This window comes from Pseudomonas acericola (SeqCode) (assembly GCF_053456465.1).
The window spans coordinates 196781-209070 of the sequence record NZ_JBRFJB010000003.1 but is presented as its reverse complement, the minus strand read 5'-3'; the positions used below and the strand labels follow the sequence as shown (position 1 = coordinate 209070).

The 12290-nt window shown below is 59.1% G+C and carries 18 protein-coding genes; 2 read left to right on the top strand and 16 right to left on the bottom strand.

Features of this window, described 5'->3' with window-relative positions; all coding sequences use genetic code 11:
• Window positions 1–95: 95 nt before the first annotated feature.
• Window positions 96–335, bottom strand: a complete 240-nt coding sequence (locus ACU688_RS13060; protein WP_448185037.1) for a hypothetical protein — start codon at window positions 333–335, stop codon at window positions 96–98.
• Between the two features lie 387 nt (window positions 336–722).
• Between ACU688_RS13060 and ACU688_RS13055 the strand changes: the two genes are divergently transcribed.
• Together ACU688_RS13055 and ACU688_RS13050 are read left to right on the top strand one after the other, a co-directional pair.
• A complete protein-coding gene (locus tag ACU688_RS13055; RefSeq protein ID WP_448185036.1) occupies window positions 723–1283 on the top strand; it encodes a fasciclin domain-containing protein in 561 nt (186 codons plus the stop codon).
• A gap of 200 nt (window positions 1284–1483) precedes the next feature.
• Entirely contained in the window at window positions 1484–2083 is a 600-nt protein-coding gene (locus tag ACU688_RS13050; RefSeq protein WP_448185035.1) for a hypothetical protein, read from the top strand.
• Here the strand turns inward: ACU688_RS13050 and ACU688_RS13045 are convergent.
• From ACU688_RS13045 to ACU688_RS12975, 15 genes are all read right to left on the bottom strand, one after another.
• Window positions 2059–2832: a C40 family peptidase gene (locus ACU688_RS13045; RefSeq protein ID WP_448185034.1), complete on the bottom strand. Its 774-nt coding sequence runs from the start codon at window positions 2830–2832 to the stop codon at window positions 2059–2061. The two genes, ACU688_RS13050 and ACU688_RS13045, sit on opposite strands and share 25 nt — an antisense overlap.
• 39 nt (window positions 2833–2871) lie before the next feature.
• Window positions 2872–3501, bottom strand: coding sequence for a hypothetical protein (locus ACU688_RS13040; RefSeq protein ID WP_448185033.1), 630 nt, complete (start codon window positions 3499–3501; stop codon window positions 2872–2874).
• A gap of 78 nt (window positions 3502–3579) precedes the next feature.
• The gene (locus tag ACU688_RS13035; RefSeq protein WP_448185032.1) at window positions 3580–4332 is read right to left on the bottom strand and encodes a phage minor tail protein L; all 753 of its coding nucleotides are present in this window, start codon (window positions 4330–4332) and stop codon (window positions 3580–3582) included.
• A gap of 11 nt (window positions 4333–4343) precedes the next feature.
• Window positions 4344–4682 (bottom strand): phage tail protein, encoded by a 339-nt coding sequence (locus tag ACU688_RS13030; RefSeq protein WP_448185031.1) that lies wholly within the window; start codon window positions 4680–4682, stop codon window positions 4344–4346.
• The gene (locus ACU688_RS13025) at window positions 4682–7738 is read right to left on the bottom strand and encodes a phage tail tape measure protein (protein ID WP_448185030.1); all 3057 of its coding nucleotides are present in this window, start codon (window positions 7736–7738) and stop codon (window positions 4682–4684) included. The genes ACU688_RS13030 and ACU688_RS13025 overlap by 1 nt, the downstream gene beginning before the upstream one ends.
• A gap of 27 nt (window positions 7739–7765) precedes the next feature.
• Window positions 7766–8038, bottom strand: coding sequence for a DUF1799 domain-containing protein (locus ACU688_RS13020; protein WP_448185583.1), 273 nt, complete (start codon window positions 8036–8038; stop codon window positions 7766–7768).
• Between the two features lie 47 nt (window positions 8039–8085).
• The gene (locus tag ACU688_RS13015) at window positions 8086–8466 is read right to left on the bottom strand and encodes a phage tail assembly chaperone (protein WP_448185029.1); all 381 of its coding nucleotides are present in this window, start codon (window positions 8464–8466) and stop codon (window positions 8086–8088) included.
• A gap of 3 nt (window positions 8467–8469) precedes the next feature.
• On the bottom strand, window positions 8470–9126 hold the full coding sequence (locus ACU688_RS13010) for a phage tail protein (protein ID WP_448185028.1): 657 nt from the start codon (window positions 9124–9126) through the stop codon (window positions 8470–8472).
• Window positions 9127–9198: 72 nt separating this feature from the next.
• On the bottom strand, window positions 9199–9615 hold the full coding sequence (locus tag ACU688_RS13005) for a phage tail terminator-like protein (RefSeq protein WP_448185027.1): 417 nt from the start codon (window positions 9613–9615) through the stop codon (window positions 9199–9201).
• Entirely contained in the window at window positions 9615–9809 is a 195-nt protein-coding gene (locus ACU688_RS13000) for a hypothetical protein (protein WP_448185026.1), read from the bottom strand. The genes ACU688_RS13005 and ACU688_RS13000 overlap by 1 nt, the downstream gene beginning before the upstream one ends.
• Entirely contained in the window at window positions 9806–10402 is a 597-nt protein-coding gene (locus tag ACU688_RS12995; RefSeq protein WP_448185025.1) for a hypothetical protein, read from the bottom strand. Before ACU688_RS12995 ends, ACU688_RS13000 begins: the two co-directional genes overlap by 4 nt.
• On the bottom strand, window positions 10399–10767 hold the full coding sequence (locus ACU688_RS12990; protein WP_448185024.1) for a hypothetical protein: 369 nt from the start codon (window positions 10765–10767) through the stop codon (window positions 10399–10401). Before ACU688_RS12990 ends, ACU688_RS12995 begins: the two co-directional genes overlap by 4 nt.
• 20 nt (window positions 10768–10787) lie before the next feature.
• Window positions 10788–11090, bottom strand: coding sequence for a hypothetical protein (locus tag ACU688_RS12985; protein ID WP_448185023.1), 303 nt, complete (start codon window positions 11088–11090; stop codon window positions 10788–10790).
• A 26-nt stretch (window positions 11091–11116) separates the two neighbouring features.
• Window positions 11117–11620, bottom strand: a complete 504-nt coding sequence (locus ACU688_RS12980; RefSeq protein WP_448185022.1) for a DnaT-like ssDNA-binding protein — start codon at window positions 11618–11620, stop codon at window positions 11117–11119.
• A gap of 59 nt (window positions 11621–11679) precedes the next feature.
• Window positions 11680–12264: a hypothetical protein gene (locus ACU688_RS12975; RefSeq protein WP_448185021.1), complete on the bottom strand. Its 585-nt coding sequence runs from the start codon at window positions 12262–12264 to the stop codon at window positions 11680–11682.
• Between the last annotated feature and the right edge of the window lie 26 nt (window positions 12265–12290).

Genomic DNA, 12290 nt, shown 5'->3' with positions numbered 1-12290 from the left:
GGTGTCGTTGTGCAGCTTGCTGTTAGAGCGAGTATCAAAAGGAAAGTGACGCACTTCATCCTATTCCTCTACGCGTTTTTTCTATACAGCTGATGCTACAGCCCGAAAGTCAGCGACCTCATTCGTTGCTCCACGGTGCTGTCAAAATGTTCTGATAACAGTTCACAGCGCTCCCTTGGCAGGCCTTCACAGCATTTTATTCCGAGTATGAATCCTTGGGCTTTAGCGCCACTTTTCACCGCAAGAATCATCGAGCCCGCGCGTTCTATCTCACGGATAATCATCTCTGCCTGCCCCTTCATTGGCTCGGGCAAATCGTCGATAGCTTCTCTCATGGCCTTCTCCACCAGCGGTTACGATCGAATGACAATCGACACCTATTCGCTCTGAAAGCATGGACCAAAGGTTGCTCCAAGAGTTTCGCTGGTTTCATATCATGAAATTCTAACCAGTCATCCGGCCATCACAAAGGACTCCAACCAGCCACAGAAAGTCACTGGGTAGCTCTGTTGCCAGCCGCTAAATGCCCCTCTGACAGGAGATGGGCTCCCCATTCACTCCAAGGGCGAATTGGGCTGAAGACAACGGCTGGGAGAACGGTCACAGGAGAAAGAGGCTTCAATGCTCAAAAACTATTTTACAAGGGCGTGCATCCACTTTGATCGTTGGCTCGTAGATTCAATACCCTCAGTCGGAGGGTATAAGAGCCAAGGAGATACATCATGCACGCTTTTTACAAAAAACTTGCTGCAGCAGCCTGCTTCGCGATTCTCTCCGTCAATGCAACGCTCAGCTTTGCCGCAGACACCGTCATGGTCGGGGGTGCTGCGATGTACCCGAGCAAGACCATTGTCGAAAATGCGGTTAATTCGAAGGACCACACGACACTCGTAGCAGCAGTCAAGGCTGCCGGGTTGGTTGATACGCTGAACAGCAAAGGCCCCTTCACAGTGTTCGCACCTACCAACGAAGCGTTTGCGAAGTTGCCAGCTGGAACCGTTGATACTCTTGTGAAACCTGAGCACAAAGCAGACCTGACGAAAATCCTGACCTACCACGTCGTGCCTGGCACTCACACATCGGCGCAGCTAATGGCAGAGGCCAAAAAGAATGGCGGCACTGTGGTCCTGAAAACGGTTCAAGGTGAATCTCTAAACATCAAGCTGCATGACGGTAAGCTTTGGGTAGTAGACGCCAAAGGTGGTAAGGCTGGGATCAGCATCGCAGACGTTATGCAGTCCAACGGCGTAATCCACGTTGTCGACTCGGTCTTAATGCCTTAAACGCGCTTGAACCCGGCAGGCGTGTAGTTTGCCGGGTGTTGACCTCCGTATAGAAACGTCAGTTACTGCCACTTCAAGGAAAGGCAAGCGCGTCGCTGGCCTACCAAGCGGACGAATAACCAGCTGTATGAATCCCCAGTAACGCCTTGTCATCCCGCGATAGTAGCCTCCGCCCACTCAAACGCTTGCCAGGAGGCCCTATGTCGTCACTACTGTTCTACACGGATGAAAACGAAGCGATTGTGGCCACGGATACGCTTTTACATTATTCCGTCGATACGCCCCCAGGCTACGTGAGTAAAGCTATCGCCATCCCGCACATGCGCATGGTCATCGCAGCGACAGGCTCCGCCCTGCTTTTCAGCCGCTGGGTCGGCCTTGTGAATAACCAAGGTTTTGCCCTCGATGTAGACGCGGTCGATGCTCATGCGCCCCAAGAGCTTCAGGCCCTCTGGAGCGAATTGAATCGACATGCCCCCACCCTCAAGGACCAATCTGCAACGATCTATCACTTCGGGATTTCCGACGACTCTGGAAAAATCCATGGATTTGCTTACCGTTCCGTGTCGGACTTTAAATCCGAGGCTTTAGATTATGGCCTTGGCGTAAAGCCAGAGCTTATGGATAAAGCGAGGATAGACTGGAGTTCGTTCCCAACGTGCGCACCCGAGATAATGCGTGCGCAGTCGCGGCAGGAAGAAGGAAAGACCAAAGATCGCGTCTACATTGGTGGCTCAGTCAACGTCACTCACCTGACACAGGGTGGCTTCTCCATTTACTCCATGGGCAAACTGGCTTGAGCATCTTTGTGCCTAAGGATCAGGCGAGTTCGGTCATGCCACGGGCCGCCAAAGACGATGATCTCGGAAGGCCTGCCGTAAAGGTGATGCAGTAGAAAAGGCCCCGGGCCGAACGTGCCAGATTCTTCGCCAGGTAGCGTTGGATCGGTTCCCAGGTAGATCCCCGCGTGATTAGGGTGAACCGTTCGGCCGACATGCATTACGATCAGGTCACCGCGCTGCGGCTGGTCCACCCGCACAAAACCGGCGGCCTCGTAATGCTGCTCGTACAGGCTGGCGTTCTCGGCACTCTCCCACCAGCCATCGGTACGCTGGAAGGCTTCGAACTCCAGCCCCCACTCCCGCTGATACCAGTCAGCGCAAACCTGCCAGCAGTCCCAGGCACCGTGTACGAACGGGCGCTTGAGCAGCGGTGTGCTGCCGGTTGGTGTGATCGTTCGTAGGTCGCCCTCGGGCCAGCTCAGGATATGCCAGGGCAAGGCCGTGGCCTCGCACATGGCCAGGTCATGCGGAGACGGTCGGCTGGTAGCGTCCGGATGCGAGTGAACAATCCCGATCACCTCGCCCAGGTCTTCCGCCGCGGAATAGTCCTCAGGATCAAGCCGAAACTCTTCGTTCGGCTCCGTGGCGATGTTCCGGCACGGGAAGTACTTCTGCGCCCGCCCGATTGCCAGCAGCAGCCCGCAACACTCTTTCGGGTACTGCGCGGCCGCGTGCGCCTGGATGGCGGTGATGATGTGTTTTCGCATTGTTTGCGCCCACTAAAAAGGGCGCCGTAGCGCCCTTGGTTAAACTATTTTTCTTGAATGGTCTACGGGAGTGGATAGAGCCCGTTCGGGCTCCCAGCCTCCCCGTAATCTGCCGCGAATTGCATAACGTCCGATGCCAGTCTTCTCCACCCATTCAGCCAAGCTGAGGGTTTGGCCGAATGCGGTGATCATATGGCTATTGCGACGATTTCTGTTCTGCTGCTCTGCAGTTGCCCAGCGGCAATTTTCCAAATAATACCCATCATCGTTGTCACGACGGTCAAGGGTCATGCCGTCCGGCCTATCACCCATGTCAAAAACGAACAGATTGAAGTCAGACCACCTATCGCAGACGGAGATGCCCCTCGCGCCATACTTCGGATAATCGACATACCCTGGGTCTGAGCAACGGTAATGCATGCAAATCCAAGTATGGTAAAGAGGGTGGTCGCTGTAACCATGAGTTCTGCCAGTGTTAGAAGCGACCTCCTTCTGTAAGCAGCCACAAGACTTTGATGCCCCAGAGGTCAGGCTGTAGAGAAGAACCGAAGCCTCTTTTCCGCAGTCGCAGTGGCACAAAAAATATCGCCGTCCACCTCTGCTTTCGCTCTCTTGGATTACGGTCCATCGAACAAATTGACTACCCGAAAAATCTTTCAAGTTCTTCATGATTAACCCCTGCACCTGGAAGAAAAGCAGCAGCCCGAATCAATGACCTCCGTGCCGTAGAACTAAGGCCCTATTGTATCAACTGCGAGCGATCAAGCTCACAGCTGGGAACCCCCCAAATGGGAGTTCTTCGTGCTCCCCGAATCTCACCTTACAACCAGTCGAAAGGCATCCATCGCAGTCGTCCTTTGCTGGATCGTCCGTGAGGTTTCCATCAATGTCACGGTACGGGCCGATGTATCCACAATCAGGGCCTCTATATCCCCCTGTCATGCTCCAATGGCACAGCGTCGTCATCTGCCGCCCCGGCAGCCCGTGGTTGTCGATCTCGCCCGGAGAAGACAGCTCCCACACCACCGCCTCGCCGTCCTCACTGGTTTTCTGGTCAATGAACCAGATCTCCAGCGCTTCCTGGGTCGGATCAGCCGTTGGGTTCCCTTCCGGGAAGTTCGCCGCATCCAGGTACTGGACAAGGGTCTCGCGAACCGTCAGTTTGAACTTGAGCATGTCCTCGAAGGCCAGGCATAACGCCGTGACGCGCCCGTTGATGTTGCCGGCGGCGAACGTCGGTCGTGAGGCGGTGCCGTCGCTGCTGGAGGAAATACCCTCGATCTGCACCGGCCAGGCCGCGTATTCCTCGCCCTGCCACCAGATGGACTTAGCCGGCAGATCCTCTTCCGAGTGCTCGTAGGCCAATAGCTCTTCCGGCGTGTGCGGAATGGCGTGCCCATGGAAGCGCAGGTAATCGGCGCCGTACTCGGTCCCGTCAATTTCAAACAGGCGAATCTCGCCGCCGGGCTCCAGTTTCTGGATGTCCGTGATCAGTGCCATGGGCGGTTATCTCAAGGGTGAAAGGTTTGCTGAAAGGTGGCGTTGATGGCGTAGACCTGGCCGCCGCGGTGCACGGGCTTGTAGCCGTTGCACTTGTAGAGGCCAAGCTCCCCGAGGGGCGGCGTCCAGAGGAACGCTTTTGCCCCCTTATGCCGATCAAGAAACGCCTTGATCGACATCACCCGGGGCTTGGCACCGGTGAAGATGAGCGGCCAGGACTGGGACTGGTTGTTGAGGCCGTCCTCCACCGACTGCTCGTACCCGTCGCCGAACTGTTTGGTGCGGACGCGCTGGGCAACATCCCCTTCCGCGCCCTTCTCCGTCTCCCAGATGAATCGTTCGATTGCCATCAGCGCCCCTTGATTGCTTTGTTGATGACGCCGCCCTGGCGCATGTCCTTCGTCCGCAGCTCTTGGTACTTCTGCTCGACGAACGTTGCCAGCTCTTTGCCGAACAGGTCGTAGCCAGGGTCGTCAGAGGAGGACGACGCGTTGCCGTCGCCATCGATGTGCACCTCGACATTGATCTGCGTGCCGCCAGCGCCTCCACCGCCCATGGCCATAACGCCAAGCTTGCCGCTGGAGGTGCGCGTGAGCGGCATGATTGCCTCCGGCCCCGCCTCGCCGGCGATCCCCATGCTGCCATTGGCCATACCAAACGCCGTGGGCTTGCTGACAACGGAGTTGGTGAAGGCGCCGCCGTCGGCGAACATCTGCACACCGCCCGACCATGCCCCGCCCAGCGCCTGCGGAAAGTAGGTGTTGGAGTAGCCAGCCTGGGAAGCGCCGAGGTTTGACGAGGTGGCGCCAGCAGACCCGGCGGCCATGCCATTGCCGCCCCCGGCAGCGCTGCCTCCCAAGTAGCTCGCAGCCGCACCGACCAGGCTGCCCAGCAATGCCGAACTGGCCTGTCGCGTGGCAATGCGCGCCATGTCTGCCAGGATCGACTTGGTGAAGTCAGCAAACGACAGCTTCCCGGTCATGGCGAAGTTGACGACCGCGTCTTCCATGGAGCTGAATGCATTGCCGAACAAGGACTTGGTCTGGCCGGCGACGTCCTGCGCCGAATCCAGATAGTTTTGCCAGGCTGCCGTCGCGCCGTTGGTCCAATCGCCCTGGGCACTTTCCACATCCGCGTAGTTCTGCCGGATCTGGTCGGTGGCCTTCTTGTTCGCGTCGGCGAGTGCCTGCGATTTGCGGGTGAACTCTTCGTCCGACATCTTGCGCGACGGGTCGGAGCGCTGGTTTTCCAGTTCCAGCGACTGCTGAGCAAACCGGTCTTGCTGGCTGTTCAACTGCCCGTTGAGCGCGTTCTGGCGATCGCCCTGGCCAACGCCCAGCACGGCGCGTTGCCCAGCCAGTTCCAGAGCCCGCTGTTGCTGCCCCAGCGCCTGCACGTACGAACTGATCGCCCGCTCCTGCTTGGCGAGTCGCCCGGTCTCGTTGGTCGCCAACAAATCAAGCTGGCTATCCGCATCCTTCTGCGCCTTGACCATCCCTGCGCGCGCGTCGGCGATCTTCTGGTCCAGCTGGATGCTTTGCGCGGCCGACGTAGTCTTCTTGCCCTTGGCGGCCTCCAGCGCGGCAATCTCGGACTCGTACGCGGCCGTTACCTGGTCACGTTCGTTGCCGATCAGCGCCTGGCGCCGCAGCAGATAGTCTTCCTCGGACAGCAGGCCTGCCTTCTGCGCCGCTTCCAGTTCCTTCTGGTAGTTTTTGTAGGTGTCGGTGATGGCCGCCAGTTCATTCTTGGCGTCGTTGAAGCCGGTCAAGTCGACCTGCGTGCCGGCGGCTTTTGGGTCCTTGAACTTGTCGTTGATGTTGGAGATGTTCTTGTCGATTGCCGACTGGTCGAGCCGCGAATCCTTCGGGTCAACCTTCCGGATATCGTCGAGTTGCCGCTTATAGTCCTTCAGGGCCTCCGCCCGTTTTTGCTCGTTGGTCAGCGAAGACTTGGTGAGTGCGTCGACCTTCGCCATCGCGCTAACGGCGGCCTGCTGAGACTTGGCTCTATCTCCTTCCTGTTTTGCTATATCGGCTTCAGCGTCACGCTGATCTTCAAGCATGTTCAGATGATTGGTATAGAGCTCAATCATCTCCTTCTGGTTTTGAAAGATCCCGACATTACCCGCCTGTGCTTCTGCGAGGTATTGTCGCGCCAAGTCAATATCAGCGCCGATATCGGGACGGCCAACATTTTTGAGATAGTCCGCGGCTTTGGATACGGCGTTGTAACCTTTCTCCCAGTAACTGAGATTCTCCAGAATCTTCGGCGTGCGCTCATTGATCGCGTCGGCGTAGGACTCGGTCGCCAGCTTCACGGCGCCGGCGTGATCGCCCTGCTCTTCCAGTGCGGCGATCTGCGAGTAAACCGAGGCCGTCAGGTAGTGATACTGCTCATTCAGTGCAGCAGAAGCCTTCACTGGGTCATCGGCCAGCTTCACGAACTCGGAGACCGTATCGCTGACTGCCTTGCCGGTGGCTTCCTGCATCGACACAGCGGCCTGGGTGATGCCGGTGAAACTCTCGCCGGCGATCTTGCCGTTGTCGGCCAGCATCGCCAGCACTGCGGCCGCTTGGCCGGAGGTGCCCACAGTAGCGCTGACCTGCCGAGCCATATCGCCCAGTTGCCCAGCACTCACGCCGGCGTAGTTTCCCGTGAGGATCAGCGATTTGTTGTAGCGGTCCTGTTCCTCGCTGCCCTTGTAGTAGGCAACTGCCAATCCGCCCACGGCAGCGGTGGCCAGAGCCAGCGGCGCCAGAATGGCGAACAGTCCGGCAGCACCTGCGCCCGCACCAGCGCCCAACTGAGCCACGGCACGCACGCCACTGCCCCAATCACCCGACGACAGCGCGTTACCGAGCTGTACAACGTTTTCTTGCGCCTGGCGCGTGCCGAGCCGCAGCTTGTCGAAACCGGTGGCCGTCTTTTCGAGCTTGGCGTAATCCTTGTCGATCTTGCCCAGCGCCTTGTTGTAGTCCTCCTGGCTCAGGCGCCCCTCGTCCAAGTGCTTGCCAAGCTGCTCGACCTGGGTGTCCAGCTTCGCCAGCGCAGCGCGGGCCGGGTCGATGGCACCCAGCAGGCTGTTCAGGGCTTTTTGCTCGTCCAGGGCAGACTTGGCCAGGGCCACCTGCTGTTTGTCGAGCTGCGCGGAGATCTTCGCCGCCTCGGCCTCGCCATAGGCGCCGGTCTTGGTCAGCTTGGCGAGCGCGTCACGCTGCTTTGCCAGGTCCTGGGTGGTTTTAGCGTTGGTTGACAGCGCCTTTTCCAGGGCCTGCATTTCGTTCATCAGCGAAGCAGCAGACTGCTCGGCCCGGCCGCCAGCCTTCGCCATTTCATCCAGGCTGGTTTTCGCCTGGATTGCATCGGCCGAGTCGATCTTGACGCCGAGTTCTGCAATGTTCATCGACTCACCTTGAATAAGTGCCCGTGGTTACGGGCTGTTTTCCCTTTCCTCCGCCATGACGCGCAGGGCTTCGCCTTCCAGCACCTGAAGGTCAGGGAAGATTTCGGCGAGTTTCTTTTTCTTGATGCCAAGGAAGCCGGCCACGTCGCGGATGCTGCTGTAGTCGAGACCGATTGCGCCGCCGGTGCCTGCTCGCCACTGGGTGGACATGCGGTTGAACAGGATGAAGGCCGGCCAGTTGCAGGGCCAGACCTCCGTCACCTCTTCCAGATCGCCCGGGGAAAGGCCGAACAGGCCCATCAGTTCCGGTGGCGCATCGGGCGCATACATCGCGCGCGCAGCCTCGGTTAGTTTCCCAGGCGGGCCTGTCCATAGGCTGCTTCGTACGTGCCGACAACCGCCTCGGTTGTGCCCTGGCAAGATTTAACGAGCTCCCGAATGTTCTCCTCGTCGAACTTGTCATCGAAGGCCCAGCCAGCCACCAGATCCTTGATGCGTTGCACCTGGTGCTCAGTTTCAGCGGTGACGACATCGGACAAGGTGATGTCTTCACCGAAGCTCGCCCGGAGTTCTTTGTCCTTTGCGCGCCACTCATCGAACAGCGCGGCGAGCTCAATGCGATCCCGGTACTTGAAGGTGAATTCGACCTTATCGGGCTCGCCACCTACGATCGGAATCAGCACGAACGCCTTGAACGTCGGCTTTTGCGCAATGCGGATCTTTGCCATGGGTTACACCACCGCCGTCAGGTAGCGGGTCGGTTCGCCTTGCAGCGCCAGGTTCACCGTACGGGTGAGCAGATTGCTGCGAGACACGGCCGGTTGGTTGGAAAACGAGGTAAAGGCGCCGTAGAACAGCGTGTCGTTGCCCGGGAGGTTGAGGCGCGCGGCCTGGATGGTCTGGCTGGCATCGGCTGCGCGCAGGACAGCGTTAAACGCCTGGGCCGGATCGTCAGCAATGGTCAGCGCCAGACTCGCGGCAGCCTTGTCGGTTGGCATCTGGCGGCCTTGCTTGTCTTCCAGGAACGCCACGTCCAGGTAGTTCTGGGTGCCTCCAGCGAAGTTCACATCGGTGATTTGCGGAATCTGCACCCAGGTCAGCACCTTTTTCAGCGAGCCAATGCCAGAGCCCGCCGGGTAGACCTGAACATCGGTGGTGTCGACACCTTCCAGGGTAATCGCGGTAGCGGTGGCAGCCTTCACGCGCACGACGCGGTTGCCCAGGCGAGTCCAGCCAGAGGTGACAATGACAATGTCACCTGCGGCCAGCGTGCCGCCAACGACAGTGGCCACGGCTTCGGCGGCGTTGCTCAGCGCCGAAAACGAGATATCCGGGCCATAGGTAGCGCCGTGCTGGAAGGTGCCGCCGTCCGGAATTTTGTAGCCCATGGGTATTTCCTCTTTGCAGATATGAAAAAACCCGCTCGATGGCGGGTTCTTGGGGTTGCCCAGTGGGCGGGATCAGTTGGTGTCGCAGCGGTACGAAAACGAGACCGGGACGGTGTAGGTGGAATCACCGGTGATGCCTGGGCCCGGGTCCACCGGTGACATGGTCACCACGGTGATCTCGCCCTTCGTGTCACGGGTATACAGCGGGAACAGGCCGGTCAGCTCAGCAGCAATCGGGGTTGTCTTGGCCTTACCGGTACCCGCCGGCGCGATAATGCTGACCTGGAACACGCCGGTGTACAGCCGGTGGTCGCCGCCAAGCGTATTACTCGCGGTGTCGCCCGGGATCGTGAACGCCCGGACGTACGTCTCGCCCGCCGCTGGTGCGTAGGCCATGTTCTCGAAGACGATCTTCAGCTTCTCCGTTCTGGCTGCGTTCCAGGCGATGAGCTTGGCCTCGTAGATCGAGGCGATGGTGGAGTGAGACATCAGGCCACCTCGTAGGTAAGTGCGGGCGAAACGCCGCGCAAACTCTGCTGCCGACCGCAGACACTGCACTCGTGCAGGTATTGCGCGGGAAAGGACAGCAACACCGGCGCGCTATCGGTCTGCACCAGTCTCCCGCCGCAATCGCAAAGCGTGTAACGCATCACCGGGCGAACCGGCACGTCTTCGAACTTCATACCTGGTTGTTCCTGATGGCCTCCAGCACGATCTGCTGAAAGCGAGCCACGGTTACCCGGACCATGCCGCCGGGGGCCTGGGTTGAATGGCCGAACTCCAGCGGGATCGCGTAAGGCAAGTTGTTGATGATGTAGGCCATCTGGCCGGCGGTGAAGTCGCTCATTGCGGCGACCAGCGCGGCAGTGGTTTCGGCGCCGCTCGGGTCCACCTCGTCGAAGGTGACGCTTTCGACCACGCCCAGCGAGATGTGCCAGTTGGCCCGAAAGCGGCCGCCGACGTAGCCTTCTGGCGCCTTGATGTCCATGCCGTCGTTGAGCTTGCGGCCTTTCTTCAGCCTGCCGCCCTTGGTGAGGTTGGCCGGATCGCTACGCAGCGCGCTGTTGTGATCGTCGACAGCCTTGTTGTACTGGGTCGCGACGGCGTTCTCGGCCCAGATCTCCGGGTTGCCCACCGGGGACATGCGGATCAGGCTGCTGCCGACCTCGATGATGATCTCGCGCACGCTGGCGTCGATGGCTTCGCTGGTCTGGGCGGCGAACTCGGCTAGGCTCAGGGCGAAGCTGCCAGATTGGCCGCTGCCTGGCCGGCTCAAGAGCGCACCTGCATCTCGTACAGGATCGGCGTGCCGGCGGGGTTGATCTCTTTCAGTGGTGGGACGATTGACCAGGTGCTGCCCTGGGCGACCACCTTGTCGAGCAGGCCCGGCACCCAGGCCAAGCCCTGCGCGGCGATCTTGAGCTTCTTGTCGCCCTGCCTGATGAGGCTGTTGTTTTGAAATTCGAGGCCAGTGAAGTCGAGGAGGATGCCTTGGGCGGTTTGCTCGATGGTTGCGCCTGGTGCTTCGCCGCCGGTCTCGGGGTCGTATTCACCCGGCTCCGTCTTGCTGATGGTCACGGGTTGGCCGAACTCTGTGATCATCTCCAGAGCCATCACGGCCATTTCGTCGTAGAAGGCCATGTTATCTCCGGACAGTAAGGCTATTTTGAGTTTGCTTCTTTTCGCAGGTATAACGCGCCAAGGCCTGGGAGGCCCACTCCGAAAACTGCAAGAGCCCAGCCCGCGTTGTGCTTTCCAAACAGCTTCAACGCTAAACCAAGCACCAGAAACGCAAGGAACGGGAAACCAATAGCCGATACCGCCACGGCGTAGTCTCCAAACACTCTGGCCAAGACCTTCTCCGCCCCAAAGACACATAGGTACCAGAGATACATCCAGCCAAGCATGGTCAAGCCAATGAGCACCAGCATTACCAAATCACCAAGCAATCCAAACCCGCGCATACTGAATCTCCATCTTTTCTGCCAACTTAGGCCCGTACAGAAAATAACCCGCGCTTTTGCAGGTAGTCCGCAAATTGAGTAGCGCTCGGGCGATCCGGCGCCGCCGGCAACAGCCGGTTACTGGTCGAAGGGATAGCCGCATACTGCCGCGTCACCGCCCCCTCAACACGATCCAGCAGCACAGCGCCTTTGCGCTTCTCCACCGGATCGATGTCGTCCTGATGAATCTCAGCGGCCAGGGCCATCTGCCCATACTGAATCCGCGCCGGCAGGTAGTTGTTCGCCTTGATCTCACGATCCAGCAGCACTTCCCGGCGCGGCCAGGACAGGCCCTGTTCGCTGTTGGTCTTGCGCCCCTTCCAGACCATGCCATCCATCGCCAAGGCCGCCCGGCGCAACAGCGCTTCCTGCTCTGGAACACCTGCGGGAATGACCGTGCCGAACTTCACGGCATACAGGGCCAGGTCCTCGGCGCTCGCGTAGCTTTCGGCGTCAGGCTTGCCGGTGCCGTCCTCAATGATGAGTGTCATGCGTCAACTCGCTGGAATGGTTTGTAAATTGGCCGCCGGCTAACCGGCAGCCAGCAGTATCACTCCTTGGACAGATCAGCTACGAGCTTTTCCAGGGATTCTTTCGAGGCGTTGGAGCGGTAAGGCACCTTGGCTTCGTCCAGCTTCGCTTTCAACGCCGCGATTTCGCCAGCCTCGTCAGCCGTCTGCGCGCCCGCGGCCTTCTTCAGCGCCTCAATCTCACCACGCAACTCACCGACGGTAGAGGCCAGGTCGTCACGTGCCTTGGTCAACTCACCAAGAGCGGTATGGGCGGATTCAAACGCATCAAACAAGCAGATCGCCAACTCACCCGAGTCTGGACGCACAACCTCGCCAGATTTCAGGCCGTCAACCAAGAAGACAATTGCATTGTTTTCAGCGCGCAGCCCGGCAATGAGGCGTTCCAGTTCAGCCTGATTGTCGGTGCCGACAACCTGCACTCGAGCGCCTTCCTTTACCGAAACATCGACGCCAACCGACTCATAGGCGTCAACCACCTTAGGCCAATCGCCAATCACCAGCACGCTGGTTACACCCGCCTCTGGCTTATCGAAGTGTTCCGGGTTGCGATAACGCTCATCCGGGTCGAAGCCATCAAGCTGATTGCTGTAAGTCAGTTTCATGCATATCTCCGTGGCGGCCATTTCTG